This window comes from Desulfopila sp. IMCC35008, from assembly GCF_010646885.2.
GTDB lineage: Bacteria > Desulfobacterota > Desulfobulbia > Desulfobulbales > Desulfocapsaceae > Desulfopila.
Map to the genome: position 1 here is coordinate 1,710,891 of NZ_CP050700.1, position 21,396 is coordinate 1,732,286.

Genomic DNA, 21,396 nt, shown 5'->3' on the forward strand with positions numbered 1-21,396 from the left:
TGTTTCTTGTCTTTCCAATTATTCTACCAATCAGTAGGCTTCAAAATTATTCAGCCTGGTTAATATGAATAATTAAGCCACCTTAAAACCTCCATGAAAGTCCGAGCATGATACCATCCTGCGAAACGTCGTAAAGAAAATCGTCTTTCTCGTAATCAACATCGAGATAACGGTATCCAAACGTGGTTGAAAAAGTTTCGGTCCACTGGTAGCCCAGGTTCAAATTCGCATCCCACATCAAGTCAGAACCGGCGCCAAACCCGCCAATGATAAAAAAGCCACTGACAAAAAACTTTGAAGCACCGATCCTGGTCAAACCCTTGATGCCGACTATCGGATCGAACCAGTCTTCACTGTTATCTATCGCATAGGTCCCAAGCGGACCGCCACTCAGAGTTAAATCAGAATCGATAGACCAGTACCTGACTCCGGCCAGGCCATCAAGAAATGACTGCTCTTTTTCAAAAAAACGATAGAACCCTCCAGCCGACACCATCCAGGTTTTCGTTCGAGAAGTGAGCGTGGTGAAATATTGACCGGCAGTCGCTGCATCACTTTCGATATCGGTATAGGCCACATCCATACTGAAGCCGAAGGAACCTTTACGTGCTTCACCGACCAGCATCAGGGCACCATTGATATTGCCGAGTATATCATCAGAAAAGCTGATATCGATGTCTGCCGGCGGCAGACCGGGGAGGGTGGCCACCGTTCCTTCCTGTCCGGCCAGCCAGGCGTAGGGCGCAATATGAAATTCCCAGGAATCCATACCGTCTGAAGCGAAAATTTTCGAAGGTGATAGAGAAAGCAGAAACGGCAGACTGCAAAGAACCGATAGGACAGCTCTGTTGTGAGTAGACTTCATGGCATAACCCTCTAATAGATGTTTAAGCTCAGAGCGACGATTTTTTTATGACATTGCCCATTGCTTGGTTTCCCCATTGTTCGCAGTCTCGAATTGAGAATTGACGTTGAAAACAGAACAGCTCTATGCGGCAATCACCTTCAACCTCAATCCCCAAAATATCTCTATTTATTCAAACACCTCTTTGCCATCTGCATCGATGTAAGAGAAATAGTTGAGACCATCCTTCTGTCGGAACATCCCTCTTATGTATTGTCCCTTTTCATCGTAGAGCATGATGCCAGCATCCCCATTTCTGTAACCTAGGCCTATGCGCTGCACCTCTTCTTTGTCATTGATGAGTATGCCATATCCATCTCCACCACCGCCCATGGCCAGAATCTTTGCTCCCTTCTCATTAACCAGAGCTATCCCGGGAATCCCCTCGTCCATGCCCAGACCGACCCGGGGATTGCCTTCAGCATCAGCCACCATGATACCGCTGCCTTTGCCATCGGCTGGAATGCCAAGGGCTATAGCGCGTTTACCTGCTGTATTAAAAATACTGATGCCGATGCCCTGTTCCTTATCCGATCCGATGGCTACCAACTCCATACCCGAAGGATCGCGGATGGTAATCCCAGTGGCGGTGATCTGGCCAAACTGGGCATCATTTGCCCCCTGCTTGGCTCCCATTACAAACAGTGGTATAAGCAAGAGTGTTAAGATGACCAATAGCCGCTTCTGCCGGTTATTCTGTTTTTCGATTTTCTCAAGGCGTGTTTGAAGTTTTGCTATTTCATGGGCTGAAGATTGCATTGCAGTTCTCCTGTGTATCTTATGGTTGGACAAGTATTGACTCCTGGTTACAGCAAGTTAGTCGTCTAACTTTTGGGTCATCAATATCCTCTTTGCCGGGCCCTCTGGTCATTGAGTACGGCACCGCCGACTGCACCGACTCCAACCCCGATCAGCGTGGATTTGGTATTGCGGCCAATTGCCTGTCCGGCGATCGCGCCTGCCGCGGCTCCCCGTGCTGCTCCAACCTCACCGGCAGTTGGATAGGTTGAGGCACAACCAGCATTGAACAGCATCACATAGGCAAGCGAAACTGCCAGTAAACAACTTGCGTAGATTCTCTTCATTTCATTCTCCCTTTTTTGTGGCTGAGTTTGAAATACAGGCCAACGATACAGCCGACCCGCGTCTCTATACCTTTTACATTCCAGTATTTCCCCCGAACCTAATCCCCACATCGGCATGTCTTTCTGATGATAACGGGCGAGCGTACAGTCTTGCTATGATATGCTTTGCATTGCTACCCAAGGAAGAGGGTAGTTATTTGGTGGTTGAATTCACCCACCTTCATGCTTCAGACAACTGTTATTCACATACTGAAAAATCTCGTTTTCCAGACTATGCAGCAGCTCCTCGTACTCGGCTTTTCGCTGTATTGATGCATCAAAGTCCATTTCATTCCAGAATTGGAGCGCTTCACTGCATTGTTTATAATCTTCGCATATAACCTGAAAAGACTTGCTACTATTGAAGCATTTCACTATTTCGCCCCTTCTTTCAGGGAAACGCTTCATCACAAAAAAAACGCCTGGATGGATCACCGCCATGGTCATCTTCCTGTTTTACTTTGTCATTGATAGTTTTGTTTAGAAATGAAACAATAAGTGATATCTACGCGTTCAGACAAAGACTGCATTTCACTTAAAGCTAGCCCCAATATTTCACGTGTCTGGTGAGTTCATAGTCGAGGCATCAAGGGTGCAGCTGTAATAATCTACCGCAAACCCTTGATAACGAAGAGGATGGACTCAGCAGTCACGCCCGCAGGGTGAAAAGAGAGTTTGAGTGCAAGCGGTCTTTCGCGGTACAAACTGTACCCGACAAAATTCACTGACAACAAAGTTTAACCAATTGATATCAATAAGTATATATTAATAATAGAAGATTTTTCATGAAATATTGGGGCTAGATAGATATTTAAATGTACCAATCCTTGAGCGTCCTTACACCTAATTTAGGTTATATTACGGTTGACAAGGGGGGAAGGTTTGTTAGATGTAAATGCATAATTTATGACGCTAAAGGAACAATATGCCGTACGATAACGAGTTCAATGAGTTGTTTGCTGCCGAATCTGAGGTTCCTTTGCCTCACGACCACATCCGGCAGCAATTTCATAAAATTATTGCCAGTCCCGAGTTTCTAGCAACCAGGAAGCAACGTGATTTTTTGACATTTGTGGTGGCGGAAACACTTGCCGGAAGATCTAACACTCTGAAGGGGTACACGGTAGCTACCCAGGTATTCGACAGGGCAGAAGACTTTAATGGGTCAGTGGATCCTATCGTGAGTATCCAGGCCAATAAATTGAGGCGAGCGCTTGAGCGTTACTATCTTATTGATGGCAGGCTCGATCCCATCAGGATAGATATTCCTAAGGGAAGCTATGTACCAACATTTTCCTGGCAAGACGAGGCAGAAATTGAGAAAAAGCATACTTGCTCAGTCTCAGAATCCGCTCCTGATAGGTCATGGCCAGCAATATTGATTGTACCTTTCAAAAACCTGACCGGTGACCCTGAATATGACTTTTACGGTTCGGGTATATCGTCAGAAATGGCAAATGAGGTTTCTTGTTTTGAAAACGTCAGGGTTCATTTTCCACGCGACGGGATAATGAATGCAGGCGTCTACGCCCGACCTCGCTTTGTTTTAACTGGTGAATTGTTTAAAGACAGGAACGGATTAACGCTTGCAGTACATTTAGCAGATACAAAATTGGAAGTACAGATTTGGGGTGAAACCTGTGAAACAGAAGCAGGTCTGCAAGAATTGTACAGTTTCAAGAAGCACGTGGTTAAGACAGTGGCTACTAAAATTTGTGGAGAGTTCGGTGTTATCCCAAAAGCTATCACCAAAGAGGTGAAAAGTAAGTTGCCGAGTGAACTAACCACCTATGAAGCAGTACTTAAATTCTGGGAATATGAACAAAGCATGACTCCCAAAGCATTTGAACAGGCATTTGTTTCGTTAACCCGTGCTGTAAGTTTGGAATCTGATAACTGTCTGGCACTGGGGTCACTTGCTATCCTCTATTGCACGATCTACAACCTGGACATCCCTGGCTTCGAAAATCCGCTTGACAAAGCAGTTGAATACGCTGAAAAGGCAGCTCTTATCAATCCAAACAACCAGCGCGTTCTTGCGACTCTGGCCTTGGCCAGGTTGACGTCCAACGAACTGACAGCAGCTATATGTGAGGCTCATAACGCCTTGGAGTTAAATCCGGATTCCCTCTTTGTGATGAATGGTCTCGCGTGGATTCTGACTCTTTCCGGAGATTGGGAACACGGACCAAGGCTCGCTAAAAAAGCAATCCGCCTCAATCCATTTCACCGGGCAATCACACACGATGCTCTCTGGGTCAACTATCTCAGGTTGGAAAAATATGACCTTGCCTATAAGGAATCTACGCAACACCATCGGCGGACATTATTCTGGGACCCGCTCATTAGTGCTTCAACCCTGGGCCTTATGGGACGAAGTGAAAATGGTAAGAAGTTTATTGAAAAACTCCTGAGACTGCGACCTGATTTTAGAGTCAAAGGGAAAATGCTCATCGGTAATTATATAAAAAGTGATGTGATCGCCGATAAAGTTTTTGAGGGTTTGGCGAGATCAGGGTTAATCGTTAAATAATTTCCACCATTCTGCTTTAAAATCGGTCGTGGCTCGTGAACGCCATGCCTGTTGGGGATTCTTGCTGGGAGTTTCCCGGACTATCATCGACAAGCGTCAATGAAGAAAGCGGGCGGGTTTTTCCGTTACAGGCCCAAAGAGCGTAGTATTTCATCTCAGAATACTACGCTCTTTGGTGTCATCTGTGTTCCTGTCTCCCTAATATTTCAATATCCTCTCAGTTCTCGAAGAGGATGACTTTCAGTTTAATGAAGGTCAAAACGGTCGAGATTCATTACTTTGTTCCAGGCAGAAACAAAATCATTAATAAATTTTTCTTGAGAGTCTGCATAACCGTATACTTCGGCAATAGCACGAAGTTCAGAGTTGGAACCAAAGATCAGGTCGACACTGGTGCCGGTCCACTTGAGTTCGCCGGTGTTTCGGTCAGTACCTTCAAAAACATCCTCGTCTGTAGATATCGGTTTCCAGGCCGTGCTCATATCGAGCAGATTGACAAAAAAATCATTTGTCAACGTCTCTGGATTCTCTGTGAAAACTCCATGTTTGGTTTGGTTGAAGTTGGTATTCAGTACCCGCATGCCACCCACGAGAACTGTCATTTCCGGTGCACTCAGGGTGAGTAATTGAGCCTTATCTATCAACATTTCAGCAGGCGAGACGGTGTATCTCGCCTTCATGTAGTTGCGGAAACCGTCAGCTTCAGGTTCGAGAACAGCAAAGGAGGTGACATCCGTCTGCTCCTGAGAGGCATCCATACGTCCTGGTGAGAAGGGGACCGTAACGGTATGACCCCCATTTTGGGCTGCTTGTTCAACACCTGCGCATCCAGCCAGTACGATCAGGTCTGCCATGGAGACCTTCTTGCCGAACCCACCCTGGATACCTTCCAGTGTTTCAAGTACCTTGGCCAGTTGATCTTGCTGGTTAATATCCCAGTCTTTTTGAGGTGCAAGACGAATGCGGGCACCGTTGGCACCGCCACGCATGTCGGAGCCGCGAAATGTAGATGCCGAGGCCCAGGCGGTTGAAACTAATTCGGCAACGGAAAGTCCGGAAGTCAGAATCTTCTCTTTTAAAGCTGCAACATCAGCCTCATTGATTAACTCATGGTCAACGGCAGGAATGGGATCTTGCCAGATCAGCTCCTCACTAGGGACCTCCGGCCCGAGATAGCGTGTAATCGGACCCATATCACGGTGCGTCAGCTTAAACCATGCTCGGGCGAAGGCATCAGCAAACTCCTCGGGGTTGTCCAGATATCGTCTGGCGATTGGCTCGTAGATTGGATCGAAACGAAGAGAGAGGTCTGCCGTGGTCATCATCGGTCGGTTTGTTTTCGAAGGGTCATGAGCGTCAACGACCATATCTTCATCGTCAACGTCCTTGGCCAGCCACTGGTGAGCACCTGCAGGACTCTTGACCAGCTCCCACTCATATTTAAACAATACCTTCAGGTAGCCCATGTCCCATTGAGTCGGGTTTGGTTTCCAGGCCCCTTCAATGCCACTGCTAATTGTATCGCCAGCCTTACCACTGCCAAAACTGCTCTTCCAGCCGAGTCCTTGTTCCTCGATAGGAGCAGCTTCAGGTTCAGGTCCCACATTCCCTGCATCTCCAGCTCCGTGGCATTTGCCGAATGTATGCCCGCCCGCAACCAGGGCTACGGTTTCTTCGTCGTTCATCCCCATGCGGCCAAAGGTTTCTCGGACGTCAACGCCTGAAGCAACTGGATCGGGGTTGCCGTTTGGGCCCTCCGGGTTCACATAGATGAGACCCATCTGAACAGCTGCAAGTGTGTTTTCAAGCTCTCGATCACCTGAGTATCGTTGGTCATCCAGCCAAATTTTTTCAGAACCCCAGTAGATGTCTTTTTCCGGTTCCCAGATGTCTTCACGGCCACCACCAAAACCAAACGTTTTAAAGCCCATTGACTCCAGGGCAACATTGCCTGTGAGGATCAACAAATCGGCCCAGGAGATCTTTCGACCGTACTTTTGTTTAATTGGCCAAAGGAGTCGGCGGGCCTTGTCGAGGTTTACGTTATCTGGCCAACTGTTGACGGGGGCAAAACGCTGATTTCCTGTTCCGCCACCGCCACGGCCATCAGCGGTTCGGTAGGTACCGGCGCTATGCCAGGCCATGCGGATGAAGAAACCGCCGTAATGACCCCAGTCTGCGGGCCACCAGTCCTGGGAATCGGTCATCAACTCGTGTAGATCTCTCTTGACTGCCTCGAGATCTAGGCTCTTGAATTCTTCAGCGTAGTTGAAGTCTGGCTCCATCGGGTTGGACTTATTGGAATGCTGGCGTAGAATCTCAATCCGTAGCTGATTTGGCCACCAGTCACGGTTTGACGTGCCAGTTGCTGCGTGTTTACCGGTTTTCCCGGTTACGGGGCACTTGCTCTCGCTGCTCATCGCATACCTCCTTATGAGATAAGGTTTACCCATTTGGGTATCATAAATGCGCTGCATGGAATGGATGGGAGATGTCATTGTTTAAGGTATATCATTCCACAGGCATTTCAACTATTGATGTTTGTATTTTATTTGTTGGTTGTTGTGCTCAAATTACGCCGGATTTGAAAATGATCACCTGCAAACCTTCAAGATCCACAAGTTCAATCTTTCAAACAAGATATTTGAAATAGTGTGTTTCTGTAGATAATGGTTATCCTCTGTATGGCAAAAAAATATTACTCCAGACAATTGGGACAAATGCCATAAAAATCAAGCCTATGGCTTACAATCTTGAAACCGGTTTCCTCCATCATCTTGTTCGTGATTTCTTCCAGATTCAACTGCGACGGGTCAGTAATTTTTCCACATTTAGTACAGATCACGTGAGGATGAGGATATGGCTTTTTCCCGTCGTATCTATTGCTCAGATCACTGAATTCCAGCTCAAGTATTTCACCCTCCTGCTTGAGTAGATTTATTGTTTTGTACACCGTAGCTAGACTCATTGTCGGATAATTATCCAGGAGTTCTGCATGTATACTTTCAACGGATGGGTGATCGGGGCTATTCGCAAGAACATGTAACACTGCATATCGTTGGGGTGTTATTCTAAAGTCACTTTCTTTTAACCTTTCAAGCATCTGATTCAGACGCATGTTAGGTGTATTGTTTGTTGAGTCCATTAGAGCTGCCTTGCAATATCTATTATTTGTTAATAATCATTATTGGGTGGATGAGTGTAACTGTCAACTAAAAAATGTAAACGAGTGGGTAAAACTAATGAGCCTATAAGGGTTTTTAGTGTAAATGTATTCGTTAATACAGAGATATATAATGTTTTAACCGCTGTGGCGAGCCAATGCCAGACCAACTCCCGCCATAATCATCATACCTCCTGTTGTTTTCAGGACCGATCGATAGGCGCGTTGACTTTGCAGGAAACCTCGAAGAAATCCTGCGAATATGGCCCACATTGAGGTGACAGTAAATGTTATAAAAAGAAAAGTTGGTACGATAAAAATAAATTGTGCGCCAACTGGAAGGGTCGTATCAATAAATTGTGGCAAGAATGCAGCAATAAAAACCAGGCTTTTAGGGTTGGGTATTGTAATAACCAGACCTTGGAAAAAAAGGTTGGTCCTGGTGGTCGTGGTACTTTCAAAATGTAGAGATGCATTACTGCTTCGCCACTGTCTGATTCCTAAATAAACAAGGTAGAATGCCCCGGCCCATCGAAGCCAATCAAATGCTTCAGCCACAATTGTTAACAGGGAACTCAAGCCAATTGAGGCGATGATCAGTTGCACGGCGATCCCCATGGTTGCGCCGCTAACAGTAAAAAGTGCTGGCTGCCAACCAAAAGAAAGACTGTGGGCAACGGTCAGAATTACACTTGGCCCAGGCAAGGCGATCATGATTACAGTAGCTACAATAAAGGCAAGGTATAGGTGCGGATCCATTCTGCTTCCTCCTGTTTTCGTAAGGAAGATAGAAGATGCGAATCAGCATGTATTGCACAAAATTGACTTGGACTATCTTTTATTGACTGATGTTGTTGGGAATCTTGTTCATATTGTTGATGAATGAGGATGAACAATAGAGTCAACGTCTACCGCTGGTCAATTCCTCGAACAATTGGGTGTAACTCAGATAACGACTCTCGGCAATATCACCGTTTGCCACCGCTACCTTGACTCCGCATTGAGGTTCGTTCAGGTGGTTGCAGCCAATATACTTGCATTGGGGCTCGTAAGTATAAAATTCCCTGAAGTGATACTTGAGCTGATCTGCCTGCATATCCTCAATCGTAAGGGAGGAGAAACCGGGCGTATCTACAACGTACGAATTGTCGTGAAAACAAATGAGCTGAACATGTCTGGTGGTATGTTTCCCCCTGCCGATTTTTTCGCTGACTTCAGCGGTCCGAAGGATCATTTCGTCTTGTATCAGATTGAGTATAGAGGACTTACCCACACCGGAGGGGCCGGCGAAAACAGATGTTTTACCATAGAGTACAGTTTTCAGATCCGCTATGCCATGACCTTGAGTTGTGCTGGTAGAGACAACGCTGTAACCGATCTGTTTATACTTGTGGGCAATGGCATCAACCTGACTTGAAGGTATGAGATCACTTTTGTTAAAACAGATAATTATATCGACACCCTTGGCTTCTATCATTACCAGAAAGCTATCCAGCAGGTTGAAATTGGGCTCGGGTTGATCGAGTGAAAAAACAATCACTGTTTGGTCGAGATTGGCAACTGCCGGACGAATGAGATGATTGGTGCGCTGAAGAATCCTTTCAACATTGCCAACTTTTTGGGCTTCATCAACCAGGGCCATCTCAACATTATCGCCAATGAGAGGTTTGATTTTTTCCTTTCTGAGTATGCCGCGTGCTCTGCATTCATATACGCCTTTTCCCGGAATATGAACGTAATAAAAACCACTGACACCTTTGATGATCTTACCTTTCACTCAAGACTCTCTCTAGATAGTTGCCTGTACCCTGGTCCCATCTCTGTATCCAGGCAGCTGAATACTTCTGACGGGGACGATTCGGTATATTTGAACAATTACATTGATTCTATGGTGTAACAATCACTACAATGCTTATGTTTAGTATTTCTTATACCATGACTTTATTGAAAGCAGAATCAGAGGGTGGTATATGACCAACTCCTCAAATTCGAACTATTATTACGTACAACTACAGACTTTACTACACAAAGGAGAAGGAACCATGAAGTTTTTACATACAATGGTACGGGTACAGGATCTTGATCAGTCCCTGGATTTTTTCACAAACAAACTCGGACTGATTGAAACCAGGCGAAAAGAGTATGAAGACGGGCGATTTACGCTCGTCTACCTGGCGACTGAACCGGGAGAGCCTGAGGTAGAACTGACCTACAACTGGGACCAGGAAGAGGCATATAGCCAGGGAAGAAATTTTGGTCATTTAGCATTTAGTGTCGACAATATCTACGAGTACTGCCAAATGCTCATGGACAAAGGTGTCGCTATTCTAAGACCACCCAGAGACGGACATATGGCTTTTATTCGTACTCCGGATCAGATTTCTATAGAATTCCTTCAAGAAGGCGAAAAACTACCAGTACAGGAACCTTGGGCATCCATGGAAAACCAGGGGAGTTGGTAGGGCTTGAAGTTGTCCCGACTGGTAAGCTCTTAAGATGGCCAGTCGGGACACTGGAAAGCAAAGTGCAGGTATTTCAACGATTAAGAGTTTTGGCAGGAGATTAAATTGTTATTATCATGGGGAAAAAGGCTGGAAATGCTCTCGAGACCCAAATATGTGTCTGCGCTGAAAGGGATCTGTCGAGGAGTTGAAAAAGAGTCTCTACGTGTTACTCATGATAGCCGGATAGCCGCAACCTCACATCCTGTCTCGTTCGGTTCGCCACTCACCCATGACTGGATAACCACGGATTACGCAGAAGTTCAGATGGAATTTATTACGCCGGCGGGCACGGATGCGGAAAAAACCCTCGCAATTCTAGCCGATATCCATAGGCATGTATATCATCATCTTGATGAGGAGTTGCTCTGGCCTGCCAGCATGCCCTGTACCATAGAGTCAGAAGAGGATATTGAGTTGGCGAATTATGGTGACTCCAATGCCGGTAAAATAAAAACGGTTTACCGACAGGGGCTGAAAAATCGTTATGGCAGTATGATGCAGGTTATAGCAGGGGTGCATTTCAATTTTTCCATGCCAGACAGTTTCTGGCCGGTATGGCAACAGATCAAGAATGATCGACAGCCGTTGCAGGACTTTATTTCTGAGAGCTATTTCGGATTGATCCGGAATTTTCTCCGCCTTGGCTGGCTGGTGCCGTATCTCTTTGGTGCATCTCCGGCCGTGGATAACTCCTTTTTGAGGAGTACACGCAGTACCCTGCCATTGCAACCTATAGGCCGGGAAAGTCACTATTTACCGATGTCCACCTCATTGAGGATGAGTGATCTTGGGTATAACTCCAAAGAGCAGGGGAATTGGTCAATCAATTACAACAGCCTCCCGAAGTTTGTGAAAGGTTTACGGCAGGCCGTTACTACTCCTAATCCGGTTTTTGAGAAGATCGGTGTGAGGCAAAATGGGGAGTATCGGCAATTAAATAGCAATATCCTGCAAATGGAGGGCGAACTTTACGGGGCAATTCGACCCAAACAGGTCACGAGAGCAGGGGAAAATCTCTCTTGTGCACTGGCAGCCAGAGGTGTGCAATATGTCGAGGTGCGTTCTCTGGATATTAACCCTTATTGCGCAACGGGTGTTGATCTGGAGCAGGTTTATTTCCTCGATATCTTCTTGACTTATTGCCTGTTGCAGGATAGCCCGGAACTCAACTTGAAACAGCAGGCTGCCGCTCAGCGGAATCTGAATAAGGTTGCAACCGACGGACGGAAGGTTTCGCTTGAACTGATGGATGGCGAAACCCCACGATCCCTGAAAAGTTGGGGAGAGGATGTTTTTTCGGATTTGACCAAGGTCGCTTTGACCCTCGATACTGTGGGACAGAGCGAGAAGTATCGGGCGGCACTGGACAGCCAGTATCAGAAACTGCTCAACCCTGCGTTGACCCTTTCTGCCAGGATCGTGGCAGATATGGCCGAACAGGACCTGGATTTTAATGAACTGGCCGTGCGTCTGGCCAGACAACATCGGCAGACGCTGCTTGGTACAGAATATCAGCAGTTACAGGAGGAGGAGTTTGCCGCAGAGGCGGCATCTTCTCTGAAGAGACAGAAGGAACTTGAAGAAACACAAACGTTAGGTTTTGATGATTTTCTTCGCCTTTCGCTGCAAGGTACTCTTGCAGGCTCCGTATTATCTGGTGAGCATTCTTGCCAGAGGCCTTCTATGCCTGACGAGCAGTGTGATCATTGCGAGCAATGATGATTCTAATCTCAATCACTTTTGACCATTCGATGGCAATCCTCTAGAATATGAATTAATAGAATTTCTGGAGTACAATTAACGCAAATACGAACCAAAGGATGATCAAGGCACCATGTAAGTAGAGTTCAGTTATGAGGTCTGTTTATTTGGTGCCGACCCCGTCCTTGCCACCTGTTTTAATATCGAACATTGCTTCATCGGCGAGGGCAAGAAGCCCCTCACGTTCCTGGGCATCGTCCGGGAACGTCGCTACTCCGAAACTGGCCGACATATGTACGGCCAGCCCTTTATTCTCAAGGTAGGTTGTTTTTTTCATGTGAGAGCGTATTCTCCTGATCTGCCTGACTGCTTCATCTTTCCCTTTTTCCGGCAGGACAAGAACAAACTCATCTCCACCGTAGGCAACACCGAAAGCTGGCTCTTCAAGACTGTTTTGCAGGGTCCTGGCGACTTCTTTTAAAGCCTGGCTCCCGTTAAGATGACCATAGGTGTCCACAACCCGTTTAAAATTATCCATATCGAGAAAGACCAGGGAAAAATGTTTGTCTTCCTCTTTGCTCGATGTGATCAGCTCGTCAAGGGCCTTATAGAGATACCTGGTGTTGTATAAACCTGTCAGGTTGTCGTGGTTTGCCAAATACCTGAATCGCTCTCTGCTCTTTCGAAGCCTGTCTTCCGCAAATCTCTTATCTGTGTTGTCAATCAAAATACCTTCAATAATGGCTTTCCCCTCTGGATCTTCTGTGAGTCTGGCGTTGAGGAGTACCCAAAGAATTTTACCACCTGGCTTGACCATCTCAACTTCATAATTCTTTACGACTTGGTCTCTTTGTAATACGGTAAGTAGCTTTTGCCGGTCATCCTGGTGTTTATAGAGGTTTTCAACTCCTCCGGAATAATCCAGGAACTCTTTTGGACTTTCAAAACCAAAAATTCTGGCAAGTGCTGGATTCACCCTTAAAAAGAGCCCTTCAAAGGTGCTTTGGTACATGCCCTGGGCTGCGTTTTCATACATCACGCGATACCTGGCCTGGGCATGCTGCAGACTTTCCTGCGTTTTTTTGAGTTCTGTTACATCTGTCAGAAAGACAAAGTAGCCACGAGGTGTACCTTCTGAATCGCGAATGATACTTCGTTTGCAGAGAAGAGGAATGGATTCTTGAGTTGATGTGGAAAAATCTGCTTCAAAGTTTAGATGGCTAATGCTTGCGAAGTGCACATAGACACTTTCTCTATCATAGAAAGCATCAATGGGTTTATGTAACATGGTCTGTTTGTCTTTGCCCAGTAGGGCTAAGATAGTCGCGTTACAATCGGTGATATGCAAGGAGAGATCGAGCTCTAAATATCCTTCTGAGGTTGAATCGATAACTCGCTTATATTTCGATTCATCTTCTTCGTGTTGTTTCTCAAGGAGAGCCTTCAGGTCCTTTACTTCATTTTCGAGTTCCGCAATCCTGTCGGTAAGTCTTTCATGATCATCTGATGCCATTTTGTCCACAATCTTTATGCGTTCCGTGGTATTCAATAAGATATTTCCAGGTGTTGGGTTTGTTACTTGGTGAACCACTTCATGTTTTTTCAGCTTGATATAGCTCCATCTGCGGGATAGTGTTTTCCAGGAAGCAGTCAGAACCATTAGTATTATTATTTCATTCCAATTCTCAGGTATGGGTTACGGCCAATTTTTCAAACATCTTTGCCAGTCCTGTAATAAGAATATAAATGTCTTCGACTGGCAGGTTTTTGTCCGCAGTGAAATCAAAAAAAAGATTAAGATCCGATTCCAGCCCATCCTCGGGATTATTGTAGCAAAAGAGAATCGGTAATAACGGCAACGGTTTGATGATCAGGGAGATATCCGCGTCATAATGGTCTTCGACGGGTTTACCGTTGAAAAGTGAAATAATATCTTCAAAAAATGATGGGTTTGAGTCTGCTATCTTTTTCAATAGCCGTACGCATTGATGGTCAAAGAAACGGGCCCAGTCTTTTGATGTCTCAAGTTCGCGGAAGGGTACCCAACTCTCTGAAACGGGTTGTCCTTTGCTATAGAGGATATATTTGAGCACAGGTGGGACCAGCCAGTGATTGACATGAAGATCTGTATAGACATTGCCATCAACATCGATGCTGAAATCTTTTCCGAAAATTTTCAGGGTCAGTCTGTCGTTTGCAAAAGTTTCACCAAGAATGTGAGCCCTGTATTCAAGGTCTGTGGCCTTGATTTGCTCCTTGAGCTGGTTTAAGACGTTCAAAAAATCCAGACCTGGATCAGGAACACTTGCATCATCGTATTGCATCAAGGTGTTTGCATCGATAAACGGGCAATCACGTAATGTTGCCTGGCCTTGATATACTGCTCCTGCAAATGCAAGGCAGGTTGGTTTGTTGCATTTGCGGCAATTGGTTTTTTCTAATAATTTGAATACTTCCATTGCATTGTTAAATGTTGCCATACGAACTGGATTCCTTCGTTTGTGTGCAGGTAGTTACAAGCGATTATGGTTATTTATGCAAGCATGATAAGGCCTGCAACCCAGCTTGTGGAATCGTTATCCTTGGATTCTTCAGCTCTTTGTGACGACCAGCCGGATGATTTCATTAAGGCAATGGTATCGATACCAAAACCCGACATGGATGGACGGGCATACTCTATGTGACGACAGGTTGCATGTTCCGCTATGACCCTGCACGATTCGTGATCCTCACAAAACAGTTCTTTGCATGAACCACCTGCAAAGCCTTTAGAGTTATTAAAACCCATTGCAATGGCTTTTTGCTCAACAGTTGCGACAATTTGGTGAAGCAGTTGCATGACACCTTTGCGCTCGCTGGAAAACATAACCGATACGGGTAATTCTATTTTAACAGTAATGGAATACTCGGAGCGTGCCTGCCACTTCCTGAATTCGGCCGGCCCTTCCACATGGGGGGGACAGCTCGCGGCAAGGCCATAGTTTGGGCAGGTATACTCTCCATTACAGAGCATGGCTAAATCATCTTTAACCACAATTTCTTTGGATGCGATAAGGGCTGAAGAAGTGGCACCAAGGTTTATAGCTTCTTGTGTTAAGCGTTCAACTTCTTGTGTTGATATACGTGGCATATCATTCTCTAAAAAACAAATCGGATTACTCACTATGCGATGGATAATGATGTATTTGTTTACAACCACTCATTCTAGCACTTTCAAGAGGTTTTCTCCTCAGATATTCTAGAAAACAAATATCCGTGATATGAGGTGATAGGCGGATAACGATTATTGCTGGAACTAATCAGATTCAACCATCCAGGGTGGGACTACCCTCTTTTTTCAAGAAAGGCTTCACTCATTTGTTTCACCATTTATATCTTTCGGGGTAGCACGAGTCCGTAGGTATTTTATTACCTCGCGGTCGAGTGGGAATTGCCCTGGCCATTGGCTCTTTCTATTATGTTCATTTAAAACTTCACCTTCCTGAACGACCACCTTGAGATTGAATGGTGTTGCGACTTCAGATGCGTCCTGGGTCGCCACAATATGGGTACCATCCATCTTTAAGGCGGCGGTACCTGATTTTATGATCAGCTTGTGGTTTGCACGTCGTTCTTCTCTCGAAGGCGAACAGACGGTACGGCAAAATCCGCAGACGGTGTAGTAGAACCAGTCAGGATCAAAAATTGCCTGCCGATAATCGTTAAAACTGTTGTCGGTACCTTGCATTTGTGGGTCTGCCTTCTGTAAACGGGTGCAAAGAGCATCAAGTTCCTGTTTGTTTTCAGGCAGAGGATGGTCGAGACGGTAAGGGCTCCAGTTGGACCAGGTGCCGGAAGATGCCAGACCTTCATAACCGGTGCATCCTATCCAGCAGCAGGTGTTGGGTCTTTTCTGCGATATGGTTTCAGTGACACCGGCGACAGTAACCTGGGATGAGGATCGGGGCTGAACCATCTCTACCGGACAGACCAGGCTACACATTTTACATTTGTCGCACGGGTGCTCTGCATCTGGTATCGGTGCGTCCGGTATCAGGACTGCAGAGGTTATAACGCTTCCTAATTCGACCAGTGCCCCATATTCCCTGGTGAGGAGGTTGCCACTCCAACCCAGGCGACCAATTCCTGCGGCAAGGGCTGCATAGCGATGGGAAAATTCCGGATGGAATTCTGTCATTTCCGTTACATCAGTGGCGGCGTCTTCTGGTCTGTAATTATTGTTGAGATCAACGTTGATGGCGTCGTATCCTTCTGCTCGAAGGTGTTGAACGAGTTTATCTCCTATCTCGTAAAGTGTTTGGCCTATGGCTTTCCTGTCTTCACAATGTGGCCGCCAACTCTTTTTACTTATGAAATCGCGTGCAAATTCCCCATTCAGAGAAACTGCAAAAGAGATAACGGATTTTGCAGATGAGAGAAGGTAGCTGGGATCCGCAGAGGGAGGGCCATCGGCGAGGAGGTCTTTGCTGGTTATGCCAACTAAATGGGCTCCAAGGCGGATGGCCTGGGATTTTACAGTTGCTTCTAAACGCATCAGAGCGGTTCCTCCCAAAATAATCTTTCACATCAGAAAGTGCATAATCAGCTTTTCAATCATCATGCACTTGGGTCATTTGTCGATACTGCCGTGGAATGTTTCAGCAGCCGCTCAGGCACGTCCCGTTGCCATCAAACTCCATAGTACGGCCACTTAGGGGGATATGTACAGGTATGTCTTTAATCAAACCATTGAATATCGCTGTTTTGGAATCTGGCTTGAGCTTCCCGTTCTCTGTGGCAGCTTCATTCATGTGGTGGGGAATAACGGCTTTGGGTTGAATCAGCTTTGAAATTGAATATGCTGCCTCTTTCGGGCCGGAAGTAAAAATGCCGCCGGCATTAATTATCGCCAACTCTGCCCCGTAAAAGCCCCGAACCGTGACATCCTGGTCTGCAAATATACCGCTATCCCCTGACAGGTAGACGACAAGGCCATTGGAGAAGGTGAGTATATAGCCATTGTCTGGTCCTGCATAAGCGGTTAGACCGTTTTGATTGAGGAGGTCTCCAAGTTCCTTATCCAGAAAACCACTCCCTATACCATTGCTATGAGTAACTGGTACAATGGCTATCCGGACTCCACCGACTTTTCGCTCACCGCCAAACCTCAAAACCCCAACCTGTTTGGCTGAACCACCCGCAGCTTTGACCTTGTTCTGCAAAAACTTATGCATTTCACCACCGAGGAAGGCCTGGGCATTTTTGCCGACGATGATTTCTGCGGTGTTTGAATTGGGAACTGTCTGGACTTCCGTTTTGGGTTTGGCACATGTCCCATCACCTACCTTTTCGATACGTTTATCACCAAAATGGTCTCCGTGCATGCCACTTAAAAGAACAACATCGACGTTACCAAGGCGTGAATCACCAGGGCCGGCTACTGTACGGCCGACATCGAAAAGCAGTGTTGTGCCGTCCGGGTCCTCAAATAGCATGGCTCGATCCCTGCTGCAGAACTCACCATCGTGGCTGCCCAAGGGGGTTATTTTAACTGTTTGGGCAAATGCTGGAAATGTGTACAGTAGAGAGATGATTGCAGCTGAGATAAATGACCTGAATAATAATTTCATAGTATCCTACCAGTATTCTTTTGGATTGGTGAAATGCGTCATTCTTTCAAGAATGAAGACTAATCATTCTTCTAAAAGACCGCAAGATAAGGTAGTAACGAGTATGCAAGTGTGACCGGAAATACTTGCAAAACAATGAATAACCTGATTCTCTCTAATACTACTGCATACTGTTTAAGAGCGATATAATAATATCAGAAGGAATTCAAAGTGACACATGTTGAATGGGATGACCATGCTGATGTGATTGTTATCGGTAGTGGTCTGGCGGGATTGTCAGCGGCAATAGAGGCACGTAAGCATGGAAGCACTGTTATTGTGCTCGAAAAAATGAATGTGAGTGGCGGCAATAGCAGAATCAGTGACGGAGGGCTGGCTGCTCCGGGAACCCCTCAGCAGAAGGAGGCCGGCATCCAGGATTCTCCCGACTTGTTTTATAATGATATGTTGAAAGCCGGATTATATCTGAATCATCCGGAACTGGTAAAGATTGTAGCCGACAGGGCTGCCGGAATTATTGATTGGACCAGGAAGTTAGGCGTTCGCTATCAGGAACGGTTGGATCGTTCAGGAGGACACAGTGTTGCCAGAACCCTGACGACTAAGAGTCACTCCGGGTCAGAAATCATCAAGGCCTTGGTGAGAAAGCTGAAACAGTTAAAAGGTGAACTGCGTTGCGGCTCGTTATTGACTCAGTTCATTTCAGACAGCAGCGGTGTGATCGGTGTCAGAATTCGCTCCGGATACAGGTTTGGGGTGCAGGATAGCGGCATCGTTCAGCACGTCCGGGCTGATCGTGCCGTGGTCCTGGCCACTGGAGGGTTCAGCGGTGATATTGGTTTTCGTCGCCTCCAGAATCCGCTTTTGGACGACTCGATAGGGAGCACTAATCATCGTGGAGCGACAGCAGAAGGACTTCGGGCAGTTTTGGCAATAAAGGGCGCCCCGGTTCATCTCTCCTGGATTCAGACCGGCCCCTGGAGTTGTGCGGATGAACCTGGATATGGTAAGGGGTCACGTTTTGCCTCTTACAGTGTATTTCCTCACGGGATAATCGTTGATCCTGCAAGTGGCTGTCGAGTTCTTAATGAATGGGGTGACAGACGTGAACGATCCGAGGCGATTATTACGTGCGGGCATCCCTGTATAGGCATTGTTGATGCGGCAGGAGCTCAGGCTGACAGTGAGAGTCTGGTGCACTGTGTTAAAAAAGGAAAGGTGAAAAAGTTTGACACAATTGCAGGTCTTGCCAAAGCATATAATATGCCCGTTAATCGCCTTGAGAATGAAATTGGTAAGTATAACCGAATGATTGAAGATAAAGTAACAGACAAGTTCGGTAAATCCCTTGGTGATGGTGCAAAGAAATTGGTCGATTTACCTTTCTATTCTATAAGGCTCTGGCCAAAGGTGCACCATACACCGGGTGGAGTAGCGATTGATGAGCATGCGCGGGTGCTGGACCTCTATGGCACACCAATTGGCAGACTGTTTGCGGCCGGGGAGGTAAGTGGCGGTGTCAATGGCGCAAGCCGCCTGGGAAGCTGCGCCTTGCCGGAATGTCTGATCTTTGGCCGAATCGCCGGTAAAGAGGCTGCCTTATTGCCTACGTATTTATCGTAAACGTTTATTGATTTGTGCATTAAGGTTTGATAATTCACCAAAAATATAAGTTGAAGAGATGGTGTCTTTTGTCGCAAAACTTGGCTAAAGTAGCTAGTTAATGCTTTTGAGACGATTCGTCAGACCATTCATGAATGTATTTTCAAGAGGAGGATATTTTTTTATAGTATTTACGTTTGCGTTAAGGTTATATTGTGCTGGTTTGAATGTTGACATGAAGTCGGTTGACCGTAGTAAGAAATCGCTCATCTTATCAAAGCATCGGGAGGCTCTATGTCGTTAATAGACTATACGAACTATCATGAAATGCTCCGCGGAACCATTGACCGATGTGGGCAGGAAAACGCCTTCAGGTGGTTTGATAATGAAGGTAATGCAACGACCATAACCTGGCAAACCTTTTATGAACAGGTCGAAGCTGTCTCAAAGAGCCTTATTGCCCTGGGCGTTGAAAGGGGGGATAAGGTCAACATCCTCAGTTACACCTGCTATAAGTGGGTTCTTACCGACGTGGCCAACATGTGCATTGGGGCGGCAACCGTTGGTATTTACCAGTCAAACCTACCTGCCGATTGTGAATATATTATCAACCATTCCGACGGCGTTGTGGTATTTGCAGAGAATGATACCCAACTCCAAAAACTGCTTGAGATCAGGCCCAGTATCAAAGACGTCAGAAAAGTTATACTGTTCAATGGTGAATCACCTGAGGATGACTGGATTATCACCTATGATGAATTTATGGAACTTGGCAGGGATATTGACGATACATCTTTTGCCGGTCGCCTTCATCAGGTAACCGCGGAAGACGCAGCTGGGATTGTTTATACCTCAGGCACAACAGGAGTTCCTAAAGGGGTGGTGCTGACCCATGACAACATAACCTTTACCTGTCAGTCGGTACAAAACAGTGGGGAGTTCTATGACGGAGAGGATATGTTTATCTTCCTGCCACTGGCCCATGTTTTTGCGAGAACATGCTGCAACGCAGCCATCAAGATAGGGAATTGTACCTCATTTGCCCGTTCGATCGAAACGTTGAATGAAGATTTCATCCTTGCATCACCGCACTGGTTTATAAGTGTCCCCAGGGTTTTTGAAAAAATTCATACCAAAATTCTCGCAGGTGTTGAAACCAAAGGTGGCGTTACTGAAAAGATTTTTAACTGGGCCTGTAGCGTCGGTGAAAAAGTCTCGGACTGTAAAGTTGATAAACGATCGATCCCTATTCTTCTCGGGTTACAATATAAGTTGGCAACCAAGCTGATATTTTCTAAAGTTCACAAAGCGTTAGGTGGCAGGGTTAAGTGGTGTATCAGCGGTGCGGCCCCTCTCAATCCTGATATCGCCAGGTTCTTTCATGCAGCCGGTTTATTGATTCTGGAAGGGGTCGGGATGACGGAAAATTGTTCTTTCACCAATGTGAATCGTCAGGATAATTATAGATTCGGGGTTGTTGGGCCTCCGGGGAAGTGGATATCCCAAAAGATAGGTGAGGATGGCGAAGTACTTTTCAAAGGCAGAAATGTAATGAAGGAATATTACAAAATGCCGGAGGAAACTGCCGATACATTTACTGAAGATGGTTGGTTGAAAACCGGTGATATAGGTGAAATTGGCGAAAATGATTTCTTGAAAATAACAGATCGGAAAAAAGATATAATCATTACCTCAGGAGGGAAAAATATTGCCCCTTCTAAAATCGAAGGGCACCTTGTTACATCTATATATTTTAACCAGGTTTGTGTGGTTGGTGAAAAGAGAAACTATCTCACAGCTGTTGTCACACTCAACGAAATTACGGTAACAGATTACGCCGGTAAAAACAGCATCGCCTATGAAGGCATGGACGATCTCATTAAGCACCCTGATATTATCGAGATGATAAATAATGAGGTGGCTGAGAAAAATAAAAATCTAGCCTCTTTTGAAACCATCAAGAAGGTAGTCATCGTTCCCGAGTTCACTATTGAAAATGAAATGATGACACCGACATTTAAACTGAAAAAGAACGCCATATTTCAGAATTATAAAAATGATATTGAGCAGATGTACTGCTGCTAAAAGACATTCCTGGTACTTAAGGAGAAGACCATATTCAGCTGAAAGGAGATCGTTACGGCGAAGTTGAAACACCAGGATACAGACTATCTTCGGAGAAAAGTTAGGGGCCCTTGACATTGCCGGAGTTTGGTGAAATACTAGATGTAACACTCTCAAGGGGACGGTTGACCC

At 45.9% G+C, this 21,396-nt stretch carries 17 protein-coding genes; 5 read left to right on the top strand and 12 right to left on the bottom strand.

Annotation, left to right across the window (positions count from 1 at the left end; translation table 11 throughout):
• Window positions 1-82: 82 nt before the first annotated feature.
• From GA520_RS07540 to GA520_RS07550, 3 genes are all read right to left on the bottom strand, one after another.
• Window positions 83-865: a hypothetical protein gene (locus GA520_RS07540; RefSeq protein ID WP_163339522.1), complete on the bottom strand. Its 783-nt coding sequence runs from the start codon at window positions 863-865 to the stop codon at window positions 83-85.
• 168 nt (window positions 866-1,033) lie between these two features.
• Window positions 1,034-1,663 carry a hypothetical protein gene (locus GA520_RS07545; protein ID WP_163339523.1) on the bottom strand — a complete coding sequence of 210 codons (630 nt, stop codon included), beginning with the start codon at window positions 1,661-1,663 and terminating at the stop codon, window positions 1,034-1,036.
• An 80-nt stretch (window positions 1,664-1,743) separates the two neighbouring features.
• Window positions 1,744-1,989: a glycine zipper 2TM domain-containing protein gene (locus GA520_RS07550; RefSeq protein WP_163339524.1), complete on the bottom strand. Its 246-nt coding sequence runs from the start codon at window positions 1,987-1,989 to the stop codon at window positions 1,744-1,746.
• A 964-nt stretch (window positions 1,990-2,953) separates the two neighbouring features.
• Between GA520_RS07550 and GA520_RS07555 the strand changes: the two genes are divergently transcribed.
• Window positions 2,954-4,561 (top strand): hypothetical protein, encoded by a 1,608-nt coding sequence (locus GA520_RS07555; RefSeq protein WP_163339525.1) that lies wholly within the window; start codon window positions 2,954-2,956, stop codon window positions 4,559-4,561.
• A gap of 245 nt (window positions 4,562-4,806) precedes the next feature.
• Here the strand turns inward: GA520_RS07555 and katG are convergent, their stop codons facing one another.
• The 4 genes from katG to rsgA form a co-directional block, all read right to left on the bottom strand.
• Window positions 4,807-6,981 (bottom strand): catalase/peroxidase HPI, encoded by a 2,175-nt coding sequence (gene katG, locus GA520_RS07560; RefSeq protein WP_163339526.1) that lies wholly within the window; start codon window positions 6,979-6,981, stop codon window positions 4,807-4,809.
• Between the two features lie 278 nt (window positions 6,982-7,259).
• On the bottom strand, window positions 7,260-7,706 hold the full coding sequence (locus GA520_RS07565; RefSeq protein WP_163339527.1) for a Fur family transcriptional regulator: 447 nt from the start codon (window positions 7,704-7,706) through the stop codon (window positions 7,260-7,262).
• Window positions 7,707-7,862: 156 nt separating this feature from the next.
• On the bottom strand, window positions 7,863-8,483 hold the full coding sequence (locus GA520_RS07570; protein WP_163339528.1) for a LysE family translocator: 621 nt from the start codon (window positions 8,481-8,483) through the stop codon (window positions 7,863-7,865).
• 142 nt (window positions 8,484-8,625) lie between these two features.
• Entirely contained in the window at window positions 8,626-9,501 is an 876-nt protein-coding gene (rsgA, locus tag GA520_RS07575) for a ribosome small subunit-dependent GTPase A (protein WP_163339529.1), read from the bottom strand.
• Between the two features lie 265 nt (window positions 9,502-9,766).
• On the opposite strand from rsgA, the gene GA520_RS07580 reads away from it, so the two are divergent.
• Window positions 9,767-10,186, top strand: a complete 420-nt coding sequence (locus tag GA520_RS07580; protein WP_163339530.1) for a VOC family protein — start codon at window positions 9,767-9,769, stop codon at window positions 10,184-10,186.
• 135 nt (window positions 10,187-10,321) lie between these two features.
• The gene (gene gshA / locus GA520_RS07585; protein WP_163339569.1) at window positions 10,322-11,947 is read left to right on the top strand and encodes a glutamate--cysteine ligase; all 1,626 of its coding nucleotides are present in this window, start codon (window positions 10,322-10,324) and stop codon (window positions 11,945-11,947) included.
• Between the two features lie 145 nt (window positions 11,948-12,092).
• Here the strand turns inward: gshA and GA520_RS07590 are convergent, their stop codons facing one another.
• The 5 genes from GA520_RS07590 to GA520_RS07610 all read right to left on the bottom strand — a co-directional run bounded on the left by GA520_RS07590 (window position 12,093) and on the right by GA520_RS07610 (window position 17,538).
• Window positions 12,093-13,442: a sensor domain-containing diguanylate cyclase gene (locus GA520_RS07590; RefSeq protein ID WP_163339531.1), complete on the bottom strand. Its 1,350-nt coding sequence runs from the start codon at window positions 13,440-13,442 to the stop codon at window positions 12,093-12,095.
• 172 nt (window positions 13,443-13,614) lie between these two features.
• Complete coding sequence (locus GA520_RS07595) at window positions 13,615-14,409, bottom strand: DUF3786 domain-containing protein (RefSeq protein WP_163339532.1); 795 nt, start codon at window positions 14,407-14,409, stop codon at window positions 13,615-13,617.
• A gap of 53 nt (window positions 14,410-14,462) precedes the next feature.
• A complete protein-coding gene (locus GA520_RS07600) occupies window positions 14,463-15,059 on the bottom strand; it encodes a DUF2284 domain-containing protein (protein ID WP_163339533.1) in 597 nt (198 codons plus the stop codon).
• A gap of 219 nt (window positions 15,060-15,278) precedes the next feature.
• The gene (locus GA520_RS07605) at window positions 15,279-16,463 is read right to left on the bottom strand and encodes an epoxyqueuosine reductase (RefSeq protein WP_163339534.1); all 1,185 of its coding nucleotides are present in this window, start codon (window positions 16,461-16,463) and stop codon (window positions 15,279-15,281) included.
• Between the two features lie 103 nt (window positions 16,464-16,566).
• Window positions 16,567-17,538: an MBL fold metallo-hydrolase gene (locus GA520_RS07610; RefSeq protein WP_163339535.1), complete on the bottom strand. Its 972-nt coding sequence runs from the start codon at window positions 17,536-17,538 to the stop codon at window positions 16,567-16,569.
• Window positions 17,539-17,748: 210 nt separating this feature from the next.
• On the opposite strand from GA520_RS07610, the gene GA520_RS07615 reads away from it, so the two are divergent.
• Both GA520_RS07615 and GA520_RS07620 read left to right on the top strand, forming a co-directional pair.
• Window positions 17,749-19,161 carry a flavocytochrome c gene (locus GA520_RS07615; protein WP_163339536.1) on the top strand — a complete coding sequence of 471 codons (1,413 nt, stop codon included), beginning with the start codon at window positions 17,749-17,751 and terminating at the stop codon, window positions 19,159-19,161.
• 273 nt (window positions 19,162-19,434) lie between these two features.
• A complete protein-coding gene (locus tag GA520_RS07620) occupies window positions 19,435-21,225 on the top strand; it encodes a long-chain fatty acid--CoA ligase (protein WP_163339537.1) in 1,791 nt (596 codons plus the stop codon).
• Window positions 21,226-21,396: the final 171 nt, after the last annotated feature.